This window comes from Mycobacteriales bacterium (assembly GCA_035550055.1).
Classification (GTDB): domain Bacteria; phylum Actinomycetota; class Actinomycetes; order JAFAQI01; family JAFAQI01; genus DASZTV01.
Genome location: DASZRO010000091.1, coordinates 21,479 through 37,976, shown reverse-complemented (window position 1 = coordinate 37,976; position 16,498 = coordinate 21,479). Strand labels below are relative to the sequence as shown.

Below are 16,498 nucleotides of genomic sequence, written 5' to 3'. Positions count from 1 at the left end.
TCGGCGGTCGGCGGCGAGGCGGCGGAGGCCGCGCTGCGCGCGATCCGTTCGATCGTGTCCCCGCAGCTGCCGGAGGTCGGCGAGCGCTACCTGGGCACCGTCGTGAAGACGACGACGTTCGGCGCTTTCGTGTCGCTGATGCCGGGCAAGGACGGGCTGCTGCACATCTCGCAGATCCGCAAGCTGGCCGGCGGCAAGCGCGTGGAGAACGTCGAGGACGTGCTGGCCGTCGGCCAGAAGGTGCAGGTGGAGATCGGCGAGATCGACCCGCGCGGCAAGCTGTCGCTCGTGCCGGTGCTCGACGACGCCGCCGAGCCGGCAGCGGACTCCGCCGCGGAGTAACCGTGCCGGTCGACCTCGCCGGACGGGCGCAGCGACCCGGTTCGACGCAGACGCTGCTCACCTCGCCCGACGGCGGGGTGATGCGGCGGACTGTGCTGCCAGGCGGGATCCGGGTGCTCTCGGAGACGGTTCCCGGCGTACGGTCGGTCGCTTTCGGCGTTTGGATCGGGGTCGGTTCCCGGGACGAGACGCCGGCGCTGTCCGGTGCCTCGCACTACCTCGAGCACCTGCTGTTCAAGGGCACCAAGCGGCGCGACGCGCTGGAGATCTCCGCCGCGCTCGACGAGGTCGGCGGGGAGCTCAACGCGTTCACCGCGAAGGAGTACACCTGCTTCTACGCCCGGGTGCTCGACGTCGACGTGGCGATCGCGGTCGACGTGATCTGCGACATGGTCACCTCTTCGGTCATCTCCTCCGCCGAGGTCGAGAACGAACGCGGCGTGATCCTCGAAGAGATCGCCATGCACGAAGACGACCCGGGCGACTCCGTCCACGACACGTTCGCCTCGCTGGTCTGGCCCTCGGACGCGCTCGGCAGACCGGTGCTGGGGTCGGTCGAGTCGATCGAGGCGATGACCCGCAACGCGGTCGCCGGCTACTACCGGCGGCGCTACCGGCCGCAGCAGCTCGTGATCACCGCCGCCGGCAACATCGACCACGCGCAGCTCGTCCGCCTGGTGAAGAAGGCGTTCGCGGACGTCGCGATCGACGACTCGGCAGTGCCTGCGGTTCCGCGGGCCGCCCGCAAGGCACCCGCCTTCACGGTTGGCTCGTTGGTCCATCACCGCCAGACCGAGCAGGCGAACCTGGTGCTGGGCTGCGCCGGGCTGGCGCGCGCGGACGATCGGCGGTTCGCCCTCGGCGTCCTCAACGCCGCGGTGGGGGGCGGCATGTCGTCGCGGCTGTTCCAGTCGGTGCGCGAGCGCCACGGCCTGGCGTACTCGGTGTACTCCTTCGCTTCGCACTACGCCGACGCGGGGATGTTCGGCGTCTACGCGGGCTGCCACCCGAAGCGGGTGCAGCAGGTGCTCGACCTCTCCCGCGAGGAGCTGTCGCTGGTGGCCGACCGGGGTCTGACACCGGCCGAGCTCGAGCGCGGACGCGGTCAGATGCGCGGCGGGTTCGTGCTCGGCCTCGAGGACACCGGCTCGCGCATGAGCCGGCTCGGCAAGAGCGAGCTGGTGTACGGCGAGCTGATGACGGTCGACGAGGTCCTCGCCGCGATCGATGCGGTCACCCTCGACGATGTCTGCGAGGTCGCCGCCGACTTGTTCTCCCGGCCCACTTCGCTCGCCGTCATCGGTCCTTACAACAAGGGCGAACGGTTCGTCGCATGACCAAGGTCGGGGTGCTCGGCGCGAAGGGCCGGATGGGCGCGGAGGTCTGCCGTGCCGTCGAGGCCGCCAGCGACCTTACGCTCGTCGCCGCCGTCGACGTCGGCGACCCGCGCGATCCGCTGACCGCGGCGGAGGTGGTTGTGGACTTCACCACCCCGGCCGCCGTCATGGACAACCTCGCGTGGTGCATCGAACGTGGTCTGCACTGCGTGGTCGGTACCACCGGGTTCGACGAGGACCGGCTGGCAACGCTTCGCCGCCGGCTCGACGACGCGCCGAGCGTCGGGGTGCTGGTCGCTCCCAACTTCGGGATCGCGGCGGTGCTCATGATGCGGTTCGCCGCCGTTGCGGCGCCGTACTTCGACTCCGTCGAGATCATCGAGCTGCACCACCCCAACAAGGTGGACGCCCCGAGCGGCACGGCACGGCGTACCGCGGAGCTGATCGCCGAGGCGCGCGCCGGCCGGAAGTCACCCGACGCAACGACCCAGGAGATCGCCGGCGCGAGGGGCGCCGACGTCAACGATGTGCGGATCCACGCGGTGCGCCTCGCCGGGCTCGTCGCTCATCAGGAGGTCCTGCTCGGCGGTGACGGAGAGACGTTGACGATTCGCCACGACTCGCTCTCGCGCGAGTCGTTCATGCCGGGCGTACTGCTCGCGGTGCGCAACGTCACGTCCCGACCGGGCTTGACCGTGGGCATCGACGGGCTACTCGGTCTGGAGTAGCGCCACCAGAGCCTCGCCGAGACGCTCGTAGTCACTCGGCTCGTTGTAGATCTGCCCGCAGACCCGCGCCCAGCTCTTGCCGTGCAACGGCATCAACGACAGCTCGATGCGGTAGCTCTCGGCGAGAGTCGTCTCGAGGGAGCGGGCCGTGTCGGCGTCCAACACCTTGGGCAGCTCGATGATCCGCATCGCCGCGGTGAACTCGTCGGCGATCGCCACCTCAGTGCCGAGCGCCTTCGCGACGCGGGCGGCACCGTCGTCGACGATGCTGCGCTGTGTTGCGCGCACCTCGTCCCACCCGCCGTGGCGCTGCCAGAAGTCGAGCGCCGCCGGCACGGCCAGGATCGTGACCGGGTCGAACGTGCCGGTCCAGTCGAAGGCTTCGTGCAGCGAGCCGGCGAAGCCGTGCGACGCCGACTGCGGCCGGATCGTCTGACGCCATCTCGGTGCGACGTAGAGGAACCCCGCGCCGCGCGGCGAGTTGATCCACTTGTGGAGGTTGCCGACCCAGAAGTCGACGCCCGATCCGAGCACGTCGACGTCGACCTGTCCGGGGCAGTGGGCGGCGTCGATGAGGACCGGTACGCCGAGCTCGTGCGCGGCGGCGGCGATCTCGCGAACCGGGAACACGAACCCGGACAGCGACGCGATGCCGTCGACGACGAGCAGCTTCGTTCGTGGCGTGATCCGTTCGGTGATCGCTGCAACGACCTCGGTCGGGGACGTCACGTCGAGCGGCACGTGCGCGACGACGGACGTGGTGCCTCGCTCCCGTGCCGACCGCTCCAGCTGCGCGGCGATCGCGCCGTAGCGGTGGTCGGTCGTGAGCAGCTCGTCGCCGGCCTCGAACGGAGCGGCGAGTGAGGAGATCACCGTTGCGGTCCCAGCCGTCGCGTTGGCGACGAACACCGCGCCCGCCTCCTCCGCGCGAAGGAGCTCACACAACCGGCCCCGCACCTCGTCGAGGCGTCGCGGCAGCTGCCGGATCAGCAGCTCCGCCGGATCCCGCTCCATCTCCAGCCGCAGTTCCCCTGCGGCCTCCCACACCTGGCGCGGCAGCGCGCCGAACGCGCCGTGGTTGAGATAGGCGACCTCAGGGTCGAGCAACCATTCCGCGACCTGGCTCACGCCTGAATGGTGTCAGCCCTCGGCAAGTGCAATAAGCAGCGCGGCGACGATCAGCAGGCCGCCGGCGGCTCGCGCGGCACGTACCGTCCTCGATGAGCGCTCCGGCATCGCGCCGCGGTAGACCCGGGCGCCGCGGACGAGGGCTTCCGGCCAGAGCGCGCAGGCCAGGCCGATGATCGCGACGACCAGGGCGAACCACATGACCCCAGTCAACCGGATCGGACGCTCGCGCATCCGATGCCCGTAGGCCAGGCGCGATCTCAGCCACACACTGGATGCGTGGTGGACGTCGACGAGGACACTTTCGGAACGCTGGTCGAGCTGGCGCTGGAGGGGATCCCGGAGCCCTTGCGTCGTGAGATGAGCAACGTGTCAGTGGCTGTCGAGGACCTCGGCGCCTCACCCAACCTGCTCGGGCTCTATCAGGGCATCCCGCTCACTCGGCGGGCGACGACGTCGTATGCGGGTGTGATGCCCGACCGGATCACGATCTACCGGCTACCGATCCTGCGCCGGTGCCGGACGCTCGACGAGGTGGTCCGGCAGGTTCGGGTGACAGTGGTTCATGAGGTGGCCCATCACTTCGGCATCGACGACGCCCGGCTGCACGAACTCGGCTGGGCCTAGCCTCGCCGACGGTCAGGCTTCGGCCGTGGCGTGCTTGGGCTCGTAGCTGGTCAGGTCGATCTGACGCGGCTGGCCGTTGCGACCGAGCTCCACCGCAACCGTCGATGCCGCAGCGCCGAGGGCGAGAGCGCCGAGCATCGCGAACGGGCCGCGTGAGGACTTGCGCCTAAGCGCATCGATCGAGACGGGCCCGGGACCACCGTCGACGATGGCGAGCAGCGCCGCGATCATCACCGCGTTGTACTCCCAGCCGCGATCGGTGATCCACGGACCGTTCTTGCCGTGCACCTTCCGGATCGCGGTGATCATGACGCCGATGAGCGACGCGGCGGCGATCGGCGTGGCAGCGCCGAGCGCCAGCATGGCCCCGCCAGCGGTCTCCGTCACACCCGCGGCGTACGCGTGAGGCACCGCCGGACGCATCTCTATCTGGTCCATCATCTGCGCGGTGCCCTCGATGCCGGGACCGTCGAAGCTCCCGCGCAGCTTCTGCAGGCCGTGGCCGACGAAGAGTCCACCGATCACGAGTCGGGCCGCGAGGCGTCCAGTGTTCATGTCATGGGTCATTCCCGTCCCTGGAGGGAGGTAACGTCAGGCTCATGCCCGACCGCCAGTACGAGGACCTGCTGCAGCGGGTCCTTGCCACCGGCACGCACAAGTCCGACCGCACCGGCACCGGCACCCGCAGCGTGTTCGGCCACCAGCTTCGCTACGACCTGGCCGACGGCTTTCCGCTGATCACGACCAAGCGGGTGCACTTCAAGTCGGTGGCCATCGAGCTGTTGTGGTTCCTCCGCGGCGAGGGCAACGTCAAGTGGCTCCAGGACAACGGGGTGACGATCTGGGACGAGTGGGCCGACGCCGACGGGGACCTCGGCCCGGTCTACGGCGTGCAGTGGCGGTCGTGGCCTGCTCCTGACGGCCGCTCGATCGACCAGATCAGCCAGGTGATCGACACGCTGCGCCGCGATCCCGACTCGCGCCGGATGATCGTGTCGGCCTGGAACGTCGCCGCGATCGGCGAGATGGCACTGCCGCCGTGTCACATGATGTTCCAGTTCTATGTCGCCGACGGGCGGGTGTCCTGCCAGCTCTACCAGCGCAGCGCCGACCTGTTCCTCGGGGTGCCGTTCAACATCGCCAGCTACGCGCTGCTCGTGCACCTGGTCGCGCAACAGACCGGGTTCTCGCCGGGGGAGTTCATCTGGACCGGCGGCGACTGCCACATCTACGACAACCATCAGGCGCAGGTCGCCGAGCAGCTCTCCCGCGAACCACTGCCCTTCCCGCGCATCGAGGTACGCCGAGCCGACTCGCTGTTCGACTACCGCTACGAGGACCTCGAGCTCATCGGTTACGAGCACCATCCGGCGATCTCGGCGCCGGTCGCGGTCTGAGCCATGAGCGTCGCGCTCATCTGGGCGCAGGCCGACAACGGGGTCATCGGCGATGCGGGTGGCATTCCGTGGCGACTGCCCGAGGACCAGGCGAGGTTCAAGTCGCTCACGATGGGCGCCACCGTGCTGATGGGCCGGTTGACCTGGGAGTCGCTGCCGCCATCCGTCCGGCCGCTGCCCGGCCGGCGCAACCTCGTCCTGACCTCTGACGAGCGATGGACCGCCGACGGTGCAGAGCGAATGTCCTCGCTCGATGCCGCGGTCGCAGCGACCACCGGCGACCTGTGGGTCGTGGGCGGTGCCGCGGTGTATGCGGCCGCGCTGCCGTTGGCCGACCGGCTCGAGGTGACCTATGTCGACCTGTGCTGCCCCGGTGACGTCTACGCCCCGCCCATCGACGCCACGTGGCAGCAGTCGGCCGACCTCGGCTGGCAGACCTCGGCGAGCGGCTTGCGCTTCAAATGCGCGACCTTCGTTCGGCCCGCCGCGATACCGTCGAGTGGGACAGCGCCGGCGTAGCCGGCTTCGAATCAAGGGCGAGAGTGGGTGGTGGACGTGACCGCGCCGTTCGGCACCTTGCTGACCGCGATGGTCACGCCCTTCACGGCGGATGGCGCGCTCGACCTCGACGCCGCCGCCCGCCTCGCGATGCAGCTGGTGGACGCCGGCAACGACGGCCTGGTGATCAGCGGTACGACGGGGGAGTCGCCGACGACCTCCGACGACGAGCAGGATCGCCTGCTGCGCACGGTCGTCGAGGCGGTAGGTGACCGAGCACACGTCGTCGCAGGCGTCGGCACCAACGACACCGCGCACACCGTCGAGCGGGCGAAGCACGCCGAGAAGGCGGGCGCCGCCGGCGTACTCGTCGTGACGCCGTACTACTCGAAGCCACCCCAGGCCGGACTGCTCGCGCACTTCACGTCGGTGGCCGACGCGACCGGGCTGCCGTCGATGCTCTACGACATCCCAGGCCGCAGCGGCGTGCCCATCGCCACCGAGACGCTGTTGCGCCTCGCCGATCACCCTCGCGTCGTCGCGGTGAAGGATGCGAAGGGCGATCTCGCGGCCTCGACCGAGGTGATCGCCAAGACCGACCTCGCCTACTACTCCGGCGACGACCTGCTCAACCTGCCGCTGCTCGCCGTCGGCGCGGTCGGCATGGTCAGCGTCGTCTCACACGTCTGCAGCCCGCAGCTCGTCGCCCTCGCCGCGGCGGTCGCTCGCGGCGACCTCGCCGAGGCCCGGCGGCGCAACGCCGACGTCTGGCCCGCGATCATCGGCATCATGACGCGCACGCAGGGCGCCATCATGGCCAAGGCCGCGCTGGAGCTGCTCGGCCTGCTGGCAAACCGCACCACTCGGCCGCCGCTGGTCGACGCCACTGCCGAACAGGTCGAGCTGTTGCGGGAAGACCTGCGCGCCGCCGGGCTCGCGGTCTGAGCGACCGTTGTCCCACCCGCATCCGGAGCTCGGCCCGCCCCCGCCGCTAGCCGCCCACGGCCTGCGCATCGTCGCGCTCGGCGGGATCGGCGAGATCGGGCGGAACATGACGGTCTTCGAGCACGCCGGCCGGCTGCTGATCGTGGACTGCGGCGTGCTGTTCCCGGAGACCGAGCAGCCCGGGATCGACTTGATCCTCCCGGACTTCTCCTACCTGCGTGACCGTTGGGACGACCTCGACGCGATCGTCCTCACCCACGGCCACGAGGACCACATCGGCGCCGTGCCTTATCTGCTCCGGGAGAAGCCGGACGTCCCGCTGGTCGGCTCCCGGCTGACGCTGGCGCTCGTCGAGGGCAAGCTTCGCGAGCATCGCATCGAGCCGCTCACCCTCGAGGTGCGCGAGGGCCAGGTCGAGCGGCTCGGTCCGTTCGAGTGCGAGTTCTTCGCGGTCAACCACTCCATCCCCGACGCGCTCGGGGTCGCCCTGCGCACCGGCGCCGGAACCGTCCTGCACACCGGCGACTTCAAGATGGACCAGCTCCCGCTCGACGGCCGGATCACCGATCTCGGCGGCTGGGCGCGCCTGGGCGCCGAGGGCGTCGACCTGCTGATGAGCGACTCGACCAACGCCGAGGTGCCGGGCTTCGTGACCGCGGAGCGGGAGATCGGGCCGGTGCTCGACGACGTGTTCCGGGGCGCGAAGCGACGGATCATCGTCGCCTGCTTCGCCTCCCACGTGCACCGGGTGCAGCAGGTGCTCGACGCCGCCGCCGCGCACCACCGCCGCGTGGCGTTCATCGGGCGATCGATGGTCCGGAACATGGGCATCGCGCGCGACCTCGGGTACCTGGAGATTCCGCCTGGGCTCGTCGCCGACCTCAACGAGATCGAGCAGCTGCCGCCCGAGCAGGTCCTGATGATCTCGACCGGCTCCCAGGGCGAGCCGATGTCCGCGCTGTCCCGCATGGCCAACCGCGACCACCCGCAGGTCCGGATCGAGCCCGACGACACCGTCGTACTGGCCTCCTCACTCGTCCCCGGCAACGAGAGTGCGGTGTTCCGGGTCATCAACGGGCTCAACCGGCTCGGCGCGCACGTCATCTCGAAGGAGACGGCGCTGGTCCACGTCTCCGGGCACGCTCCCGCCGGCGAGCTGCTCTACGTGCTGAACATGACCCGGCCGTCCAACGTCATGCCGATCCACGGCGAGTGGCGCCACCTGCGAGCGCACGCCGAGCTTGCCGTCGCCAGCGGCGTGCCACGCCGCAACGTGGTGCTCGCCGAGGACGGCGTGGTCGTCGACCTGGTCGACGGACGGGCCACAATTGTGGGGGCGATCCCGGCCGGCTACGTCTACGTCGACGGCCGCGGAGTGGGCGACGTCGGCGAGCAGTCGCTCAAGGACCGCCTGATCCTCGGCGGCGACGGCTTCGTCACGATCGTCGTCGTGGTGGACTCCGTGACCGGCAAGGTCGCCGCGCCGCCCGAGATCTTCGCGCGAGGCTTCTCCGAGGACCCCGCAGCCTTCGAGGCGGTCGTGCCGTTGGTCGAGGAGTCCTTGGCGGCGGCCGGGCGCGAGGGCGCGACGGACCGCCACGAGCTGCAGCAACGGGTACGCCGGGTGGTCGGCAAGTGGGTCAGCGACACCTCCCGGCGCCGCCCGATGATCATCCCGGTGGTCCTGGAGGTGTAGCGCCTGCCGCGTGGCTCATGTGACGCGTGTGACACAGGGGTTATGGTCGGCGGATGGCTACCAAGGCGCCAGCGCGCCCGCGGTCCGGCGCCGCTACGCGCAAGCCGTCCAGCAGCTCGGCGCGCAGCACGGCGACGCGCGCCCGTTCGACCTCGGCGCGCACCCGCCCGACCACGGCCCGGCGGCCACCTGCCCGTCGCAGCCAGCCCGGGCTGACGGTGCGGTTGTTCCGTGCGCTCGGCCGGCTGCTCTCCGCCGTCTGGATGCTCGTGGCGCGCGCGGTCGGTGGCACCGCCCGCAGCGTCGGAGGGGGCGCCCGCGACCTCGACCCGGCTCACCGGCGCGACGGTGCCGGGCTCGCCTCGCTCGCTGCCGCGCTCGTCATCGCGGTAGGGGCCTGGGCGGGCGCGGCGGGACCGGCCGGCCACGACCTGACGGTCGCGCTGCGCACCCTCATCGGCTCCGGCGTGATGCTGCTGCCGGTCGCGCTCGGCGTGGCCGCCTGGCGACTGCTGCGCCGCCCGGCCCCGGAGGACACCCCTCGCGGCCGGGTCGTCATCGGCTGGATCGCGACCGCCGCCGGCTACCTCGGCATCCTCGACCTCGCCCACGGTGACCCTTCGCGGGAAGCCGCACGCCGCGGCGCAGGCGGGCTGGTCGGCGTACTCGCCGGCTCTCCGCTGTCCTCCGCCGTCACGGCGTACCTCGCGATCCCGCTGCTCGGACTCGTCGCGGTGTTCGGTCTGCTCGTCGTCACCGGTACGCCGCTGCACGCCGTGCCCGACCGGCTGCGCGCACTGCGTCACCGGCGGAAGGACGACCCGCAGGTCATCGACCTCGACGCCGGCACGCAGGTGACCGAGCCGCTCAAGCGGGGCAGGAAGCGTCACGCGTCGGTGGCATCGACCGACGAGGACGCGCCGTTCGCCGCCTCTCCCGTGCTGTCCGAGGACAAGCCCAAGCCCGACGATGCGCCGACCCAGGTCATCACCCTGCCCGACGTGGCGTCCGGTGTGGCCGCGACGGACGCCGCGACCGGGCCGTTGCCGTCTGCCCCGTCACGTGCCGCTGCTGCCGCGCGACCAGCGCAGCTCAAGCTCGACGACGGCGCCTATCAGCTGCCGGCGATCACGCTGCTGCGCGAGGGCAGTGCACCCAAAGCGCGCAGCAAGGTCAACGACGCCGTCATCGAGGCGCTGACCCAGGTGTTCGCCGAGTTCGACGTGGACGCCACCGTCGTCGGGTTCAGCCGCGGTCCGACCGTGACGCGCTACGAGGTCGAGCTCGGGCAAGCCGTGAAGGTCGAGCGGATCAAGGCGTTGTTGCGCAACATCGCCTACGCCGTCAAGAGCCCCGACGTACGCATCATCGACGTCATCCCGGGGAAGTCGGCCATCGGCATCGAGATCCCCAACACCGATCGCGAGACCGTCAGCCTCGGCGACGTGCTCCGGGCCCCGGTCGTCACCCGGGACCACCATCCGCTGGTCGTGGCGCTCGGCAAGGACGTCGAGGGCCGCTTCATCGCCGCGAACCTCGCGAAGATGCCGCACATGCTGATCGCGGGCGCGACCGGCGCCGGCAAGAGCACGTGCATCAACGCGCTGATCACCTCGGTCCTTGCCCGGGCGACACCGGAAGAGGTCCGGCTGGTGCTCATCGACCCGAAGCGGGTCGAGCTGTCGACCTACCAGGGCATCCCGCACCTGATCACGCCCATCATCACCAATCCGAAGAAGGCCGCCGAGTCGCTGGCCTGGGTCGTGCGCGAGATGGAGCTGCGCTACGACGACATGGAAGCCGCCGGCGTACGCCACATCGACGACTTCAACGCCAGAGTCCGCGCCAACAAGCTGACTTCGCCACCCGGCAGCGACCGCTCCTACACGACCTACCCGTACCTGCTGGTCATCGTCGACGAGCTCGCCGACTTGATGATGGTGGCCCCGCGCGACGTCGAGGAGTCGGTCGTGCGGATCACCCAGCTCGCCCGGGCCGCGGGCATCCACCTCGTGCTCGCCACCCAGCGGCCGAGTGTCGACGTGGTGACCGGCCTGATCAAGGCGAACGTCCCGAGCCGGCTCGCCTTCGCCACCGCCAGCCTCACCGACTCCCGCGTCATCCTCGATCAGCCCGGCGCGGAGAAGCTGGTCGGCGGCGGCGACGCGCTGTTCCTTCCGATGGGGGAGAGCAAGCCCATGCGACTGCAGGGCGCCTACGTCTCCGACGCCGAGATCGAGGCGGTCGTCGCGCACTGCAAGAAGCAGATGGAGCCTGTCTACCGCGAGGACATCCTCGAAAACGCCGCACCACGACGCGACATCGACAGCGAGATCGGCGACGATCTCAACCTGCTCTGCCAGGCGATCGAGCTGGTCGTGACCACCCAGTTCGGCTCGACGTCGATGTTGCAGCGCAAGCTGCGCGTCGGGTTCGCCAAGGCCGGTCGGCTCATGGATCTCATGGAGAGCCGCGGTGTCGTGGGGCCGAGCGAGGGCTCGAAGGCACGCGACGTTCTGGTGCGTCCGGACGACCTCGAGGGCATTCTCACCACTTTGCGTGGGGTTTGACCCCAGTCCTAGACTTTTCTCCTGCGTCCCACTGTCAACGAAGGCCGGTCTTCCCGTGTCCGTCGGCGAAACCCTGTCGAGCGCCCGGCGCTCCCTAGGGCTGTCGCTGGACGACGTGGCCGCCGACACCCGCATCCGCGCCTCGCTGATCGCCGCCATCGAGCGTGACGACTTCGGGCCGTGCGGCGGCGCGGTCTACGCGCGCGGTCACCTGCGCAGCATCGCCCGGGTGCTCGGCCTCGATCCCGCGCCGATCGTCGCGGAGTACGACGCGACCCACCACGGCGAGCTGCCGCCGGTCGCTGCCAGCGTGGCGCCGCAACCGACCGACACCGAGCTGCTCGCCCGCACCCAGAACCGAGGGCGGCCCAACTGGACAGCGGCCATGGGCATCGCACTCGCCGCGGTGTGCGTGCTGGCCCTCGTCGGGCTGATCCTCAGCCACTCGCACGGCAGCAAGTCGCCGAGCCCGACCGCCGCCTCGTCTCGCGGCGTCGTCGTCACCCACCAGCCCACGCCGGCCTCGCCGCCGCCGACCACGGTGGCCGCGATCCCGCCGACCAAGGCCACGATGGTGGTGCGGGTCCTCGAGGCGCCCACGTGGCTCGAGATCAAGGCGCAGAACGGATCGCTGATCTTCGAGGACACGTTGCCGGCGGGTTCGCACAAGCTCTTCGCGGCGGAGGGCGGCCTGCAGTACGTCATCGGCAACGCTCCGGCGGTCGATCTGGTGGTCAACGGTCACGACGTCGGCACCCCGCCGTCGGACGGCAGCGTTGCCCGCGGCAGCGTTGAGCCCGGATCGGACACGATCCAACCGGCCTGAGGTCCGTTTCGCCGGTCGTTAGGCTGGATCGGTGCCCCGGTCCGTTGCTCTCGTCACCTTGGGCTGCGGTCGTAACGAGGTCGACTCCGAAGAGCTCGCCGCGCGGCTCGAGGTCGGCGGTTGGCAGCTCACCGACGACGTCGACGCGGCCGACGCGGTGATGGTCAACACGTGCGGGTTCATCGAGGCGGCGAAACGCGACAGCATCGAGACGCTGCTCGATGCGGCAGAAGGCGGCCGCCCGGTGGTTGCGGTGGGTTGCCTGGCCGAGCGGTACGGCGCCGGCCTGGCCGGCGAGCTGCCGGAGGTCGCGGTCCTCGGCTTCGACGACTACGCGCAGATCGCGGATCGTCTCGACGACGTCGTCGCCGGCCGGCCACTCACCGCGCATGAGCCCAGGGACCGGCGTAGCCTGCTCCCGCTCACGCCTGTCGAGCGCCCGGGCGGATCGCTCGACGTCGGCATTCCCGGGCACGCCGGGGGCCCCAAGTCGGTGCTGCGCCGGCGGTTGTCGGGCGACCCGGTCGCGCCGCTGAAGCTCGCGTCGGGCTGCGATCGGCGCTGCGCGTTCTGCGCCATCCCGTCGTTTCGCGGCGCCTTCGTCTCACGGCCGCCTGACGACATCGTCGCCGAGGCGCAGTGGCTCGCCGACCACGGCGCGCGAGAGCTGTTCCTGGTCAGCGAGAACTCCACGTCCTACGGCAAGGACCTCGGCGACCTCCAGGCGCTGGAGCGACTGCTGCCGCGGCTGGCCGGCGTACCCGGGGTGTCGCGGGTTCGGCTGTCCTACCTCCAGCCGGCGGAGGTACGCCCGACGCTGCTCGACGCGATCGCCGAGACGCCGGGTGTCGCCGCCTACTTCGACGTGTCGTTCCAGCACGCGAGCGAGTCGCTGCTGCGGCGGATGCGTCGGTTCGGCGGCACGGACCGGTTCATCGACCTCATCGAGGCGATCCGGTTGCGCGCCCCGTCGGCGGGCATTCGCAGCAACGTCATCGTCGGCTTCCCGGGTGAGACCGAGGCGGACTTCGCCGAGCTGGTGAGCTTCCTCGAACAGGCACGCCTCGACGTGGTCGGCGTGTTCGGCTACTCCGACGAGGACGGCACCGAAGCCGTGGGGCTGCCCGACAAGGTGCCGGCCGCGCTGATCGCCGAACGCGTCGAGCGGCTGACCGCGCTGGCCGAGGAGCTCACCGCACAGCGCGCGGAGGACCGGATCGGGGAGACGGTGCACGTGCTGGTCGAGACCGTCGACGCTGACGGCGCCGAAGGCCGCGCAGAACACCAGGCGCCCGAAGTGGACGGCTCGGTCGCGCTGCCCGGGCTCACCGACGTCGAGGTCGGCGCGATCGTTGGGGCGGCCGTCGTCGGCTCGGCCGGCGTGGATCTGATTGCCGAGCCGCTCGGCTCCGGGCCGCAGTGAGCGGAACCCTTCCGCCGGGCATTCCGCGGTTGCACCCGCCCCAGCCCAAGCCGGATCAGATGGGCGATCCGGTCAGCAACGCGCCGATCGTCAACATCGCCAACATCCTGACCGGGGTGCGGCTGCTGCTGGTCCCGGTCTTCGTCGCCTTGCTGCTCGCCCGCGGCGGGCACGCGACCGGCTGGCGGGAGTGGGCGTTCGTCGCGTTCGCGACGGCGTGTGTGACCGATCTGGTCGACGGTGATCTCGCGCGCCGCCGCGACCTGGTCACCGACCTCGGCAAGATCGCCGACCCCATCGCCGACAAGGCGTTGACCGGCGCGGCGCTGCTCGGGCTCGCTGCGCTGGGGGACCTGCCGTGGTGGGTGGCCGCGGTCGTGCTGGTGCGCGAGCTCGGGATCACGGTGCTTCGCGTCGTCGTCATCCGCCACGGCGTGATCCCGGCAAGCCGTGGCGGGAAGGCCAAGACGCTGGTGCAGAACATCGCGATCGGGCTCTACGTACTGCCGTTGCACGGGGCGTGGGCGACCGGCCGGTTCTGGGTCATGGGGCTCGCGCTGGTGCTGACGGTCGCCACCGGCATCGACTACATCTCGAGGGCGGTACGGCTTCGCCGTACGAGCGCGAGGGCGGCGTGGAAGCGGCTGCGGCAGAGCTGACCGCGCTCGCCGCCGAGGTGCTCGCCGCGTTGCGTGAGCGCGGGGAGACCCTCGCCACGGCCGAGTCGCTGACCGGCGGCGTCGTGGGAGCGACGATCACCGCGGTGCCCGGCGCGTCGGCCTCCTATCGCGGCGGGGTGATCAGCTACGCCACCGACGTCAAGCACCAGCTGCTCGGGGTGCCTGACGGCCTGCTCGCGCAACGCGGCGCGGTCGATCCGGACGTCGCCACTGCGATGGCCGAAGGCGTGCGGTCCCGGCTCGGTGCCACCTGGGGGCTGGCCTTCACCGGCGTCGCCGGCCCGCAGCCGCAGGACGGGAAGCCGGTCGGGACGGTTTACGTCGCGGTTGCCGGCCCACGCGGCACCGACGTGGTGTCGCTGCTGCTGTCGGGCGAGCGGGAAGTGATCAGAGTGGCGAGCTGCCGCGAAGGGTTGCGTGCGCTCGGCGCAAGGCTCGCCGACGGCGAGTAACTTTGATGCATGGTCTTGCTGCGACGTCTGCTCGGCGATGTCCTTCGCCGCCACCGCATCCGCCAGTCGCGCACGCTGCGTGACGTCAGCACCTCGGCGGGGGTCTCGCTCGGGTATCTGTCGGAGGTCGAGCGCGGTCGCAAGGAGGCATCGAGCGAGCTGCTCGCCGCGATCTGCGGTGCTCTCGAGGTGAGCCTGGCCGACGTGTTGCGTGAGGTCAGCGACGACCTCGCGCGCGAGGAGCGGCGGGTCCGGCTGGCTCCGGTCGGCTTCGCCGCGTCGGCGGCGCCACGGACGGCGATGCTGCCGGTCCCGCAGGTCTCGGTCCGCCCGGTCGCCGGCATCCCGCCGCATCACCCGGCGCGCCCGACGCCGCAGCCGGACGTCAAGCCGGTCGTCCCGGTCGCGACCATCGGCTTCGCCGCTACCCACATCGTCGCTGCCTAGCCGGCAACGTCGTCGATGGCCTCACCGCACTTCGCTTCCGCGGCGCCGGTTCGCGAGGCAGGTGTGCACTCGCGGGCCGGCAACGCGATGGCACGCACCCGCGCGGCGGTGCTCGACGGTGCGGCGCGCGCCGTCGAGAAGCACGGGGCTCGCAAGGCGACGATGGCCGACATCGCCTCGCTGGCCGGCATTGCGAAAGGGACGCTCTACAACCACTTCCGGGCGAAGGAGGCCGTCTACGCGGCCGCCATCGACGCCGGGATCCGTGGCCTCGCCGCCGAATGCGGGATGGCCGCGCGAGAGGACCTGGCTGAGGCGCTGGCGTTGGCCGCGGAGCGGCTCGGAGCCCATCCCGCGCTGCGTCGCATCGCAGCGGAGGAGCCGGGCACCCTCGCCGTCCTGATGACGCCCACCGACCACCCGTTGTGGCGGCTGGCCCGCTCGACGGTGCGCGACGTCCTCATCGCCTCCGGCGCCGCGACCAGCAACGCCGGGATCGACACGGTGCTGCGCTGGCTGGTCAGCTTCGTCGCGGCGCCCGCGACCGACGCGACCGCTCAGGCCTCGATCGTCGCCGCCGGCATCACCGCTGGTCCGGGCTGACAGCTCAGCGCTGGCACTGCGGGCACCAGAACGTCACGCGCTCGCGGGTGGGCTCGCCGCCCTGCATCCGCCGCCTGATCGCGGTGCCGCAGCGCCGGCAGGGTTGCCCGCCGCGCCCGTAGACCCAGGTCTGCTCGCCCCGTCGACGTACGCCGGTGGTGATCCGCGGCTCCCGGTCCCGGTTGGCGACCATCAGCCTTCGGGCGAGGTCGACCATCTTGGCCAGGTCCGGCACCGCTGACGTCGGCGTCCACGGGTCGACGCCGGACAGGAAGAGGACCTCGGACTTGTAGACGTTGCCGATGCCCGCAAGGTTGCGCTGGTCGAGCAGCGCGTCGGCGATCGCCGCCTCAGGAGTCGTCAGCAGCCGGCGGATCCCCTCCTCGGCGTCGAAGCCGGGATCGAGCAGGTCGGGTCCGAGGTGGCCGACGACGTCCGCCTCGCTCGCCGTCTCGATGAGGTCGATCACCGGGATGCGATAGCCGACTGCGGTGTGTCGCGCAGTGCCGAGCACCACCCGGATCTCGTGCCCCGGCCCACCCGTCCAGCGTTCGTGCGCGGCGAAGACCCGCCACGTGCCGTCCATCTCGAAGTGGGTGTGCAGGGTGAGACCACCCTCGACCCGGGTGAGCAGATGCTTGCCGCGCGACACCACCTCGACCACCCGCCGGCCGGTGAGGTCACGGGTGGCCAGCCGTGGAGTCCGGAAGTCGCTGATGGTCAACACCTGTCCGGCGAGCGCGTCACGCAGACGTTTCGCCGCGCGCCAGACGGTGTCTCCCTCGGGCATCCGGCGCCG

The 16,498-nt window shown here is 71.0% G+C and carries 19 protein-coding genes; 15 read left to right on the top strand and 4 right to left on the bottom strand.

Going from position 1 to position 16,498, the window contains the following annotated elements:
- The 3 genes from VG899_13490 to dapB form a co-directional block, all read left to right on the top strand.
- On the top strand, nt 1–342 hold a 342-nt coding region (locus VG899_13490; protein ID HWA67368.1), incomplete at its 5' end, for a S1 RNA-binding domain-containing protein.
- 2 nt (nt 343–344) lie between these two features.
- Entirely contained in the window at nt 345–1,679 is a 1,335-nt protein-coding gene (locus VG899_13485; protein ID HWA67367.1) for a pitrilysin family protein, read from the top strand.
- Nucleotides 1,676–2,407 (top strand): 4-hydroxy-tetrahydrodipicolinate reductase, encoded by a 732-nt coding sequence (gene dapB / locus VG899_13480; GenBank protein HWA67366.1) that lies wholly within the window; start codon nt 1,676–1,678, stop codon nt 2,405–2,407. The genes VG899_13485 and dapB overlap by 4 nt, the downstream gene beginning before the upstream one ends.
- Here dapB and VG899_13475 read toward each other — a convergent pair.
- Nucleotides 2,390–3,535 carry an aminotransferase class V-fold PLP-dependent enzyme gene (locus VG899_13475; GenBank protein HWA67365.1) on the bottom strand — a complete coding sequence of 382 codons (1,146 nt, stop codon included), beginning with the start codon at nt 3,533–3,535 and terminating at the stop codon, nt 2,390–2,392. The genes dapB and VG899_13475 overlap by 18 nt on opposite strands.
- 12 nt (nt 3,536–3,547) lie before the next feature.
- Nucleotides 3,548–3,769, bottom strand: coding sequence for a hypothetical protein (locus VG899_13470; GenBank protein HWA67364.1), 222 nt, complete (start codon nt 3,767–3,769; stop codon nt 3,548–3,550).
- Between the two features lie 45 nt (nt 3,770–3,814).
- Between VG899_13470 and VG899_13465 the strand changes: the two genes are divergently transcribed.
- Nucleotides 3,815–4,162 (top strand): metallopeptidase family protein, encoded by a 348-nt coding sequence (locus tag VG899_13465; GenBank protein HWA67363.1) that lies wholly within the window; start codon nt 3,815–3,817, stop codon nt 4,160–4,162.
- A gap of 12 nt (nt 4,163–4,174) precedes the next feature.
- Here the strand turns inward: VG899_13465 and VG899_13460 are convergent, their stop codons facing one another.
- The gene (locus tag VG899_13460; GenBank protein ID HWA67362.1) at nt 4,175–4,717 is read right to left on the bottom strand and encodes a DoxX family protein; all 543 of its coding nucleotides are present in this window, start codon (nt 4,715–4,717) and stop codon (nt 4,175–4,177) included.
- Nucleotides 4,718–4,761: 44 nt separating this feature from the next.
- On the opposite strand from VG899_13460, the gene VG899_13455 reads away from it, so the two are divergent.
- From VG899_13455 to VG899_13405, 11 genes are all read left to right on the top strand, one after another.
- On the top strand, nt 4,762–5,559 hold the full coding sequence (locus tag VG899_13455; GenBank protein ID HWA67361.1) for a thymidylate synthase: 798 nt from the start codon (nt 4,762–4,764) through the stop codon (nt 5,557–5,559).
- Between the two features lie 3 nt (nt 5,560–5,562).
- On the top strand, nt 5,563–6,078 hold the full coding sequence (locus tag VG899_13450; protein HWA67360.1) for a dihydrofolate reductase: 516 nt from the start codon (nt 5,563–5,565) through the stop codon (nt 6,076–6,078).
- A 69-nt stretch (nt 6,079–6,147) separates the two neighbouring features.
- The gene (gene dapA / locus VG899_13445) at nt 6,148–7,002 is read left to right on the top strand and encodes a 4-hydroxy-tetrahydrodipicolinate synthase (GenBank protein HWA67359.1); all 855 of its coding nucleotides are present in this window, start codon (nt 6,148–6,150) and stop codon (nt 7,000–7,002) included.
- Between the two features lie 7 nt (nt 7,003–7,009).
- Nucleotides 7,010–8,698: a ribonuclease J gene (locus VG899_13440; GenBank protein HWA67358.1), complete on the top strand. Its 1,689-nt coding sequence runs from the start codon at nt 7,010–7,012 to the stop codon at nt 8,696–8,698.
- 53 nt (nt 8,699–8,751) lie between these two features.
- Nucleotides 8,752–11,268 carry a DNA translocase FtsK 4TM domain-containing protein gene (locus VG899_13435; protein HWA67357.1) on the top strand — a complete coding sequence of 839 codons (2,517 nt, stop codon included), beginning with the start codon at nt 8,752–8,754 and terminating at the stop codon, nt 11,266–11,268.
- A gap of 55 nt (nt 11,269–11,323) precedes the next feature.
- Nucleotides 11,324–12,094, top strand: a complete 771-nt coding sequence (locus tag VG899_13430; protein HWA67356.1) for a helix-turn-helix domain-containing protein — start codon at nt 11,324–11,326, stop codon at nt 12,092–12,094.
- Nucleotides 12,095–12,125: 31 nt separating this feature from the next.
- Nucleotides 12,126–13,517 carry a 30S ribosomal protein S12 methylthiotransferase RimO gene (gene rimO, locus VG899_13425; GenBank protein HWA67355.1) on the top strand — a complete coding sequence of 464 codons (1,392 nt, stop codon included), beginning with the start codon at nt 12,126–12,128 and terminating at the stop codon, nt 13,515–13,517.
- 59 nt (nt 13,518–13,576) lie between these two features.
- Nucleotides 13,577–14,176, top strand: a complete 600-nt coding sequence (gene pgsA / locus VG899_13420; protein HWA67354.1) for a CDP-diacylglycerol--glycerol-3-phosphate 3-phosphatidyltransferase — start codon at nt 13,577–13,579, stop codon at nt 14,174–14,176.
- On the top strand, nt 14,152–14,649 hold the full coding sequence (locus VG899_13415; protein ID HWA67353.1) for a CinA family protein: 498 nt from the start codon (nt 14,152–14,154) through the stop codon (nt 14,647–14,649). Before pgsA ends, VG899_13415 begins: the two co-directional genes overlap by 25 nt.
- A gap of 9 nt (nt 14,650–14,658) precedes the next feature.
- Nucleotides 14,659–15,096, top strand: coding sequence for a helix-turn-helix domain-containing protein (locus tag VG899_13410; GenBank protein ID HWA67352.1), 438 nt, complete (start codon nt 14,659–14,661; stop codon nt 15,094–15,096).
- Between the two features lie 15 nt (nt 15,097–15,111).
- Nucleotides 15,112–15,699: a helix-turn-helix domain-containing protein gene (locus tag VG899_13405; GenBank protein ID HWA67351.1), complete on the top strand. Its 588-nt coding sequence runs from the start codon at nt 15,112–15,114 to the stop codon at nt 15,697–15,699.
- A 4-nt stretch (nt 15,700–15,703) separates the two neighbouring features.
- Here the strand turns inward: VG899_13405 and VG899_13400 are convergent, their stop codons facing one another.
- Complete coding sequence (locus VG899_13400) at nt 15,704–16,489, bottom strand: DNA-formamidopyrimidine glycosylase family protein (protein ID HWA67350.1); 786 nt, start codon at nt 16,487–16,489, stop codon at nt 15,704–15,706.
- Nucleotides 16,490–16,498 lie beyond the last annotated feature (9 nt).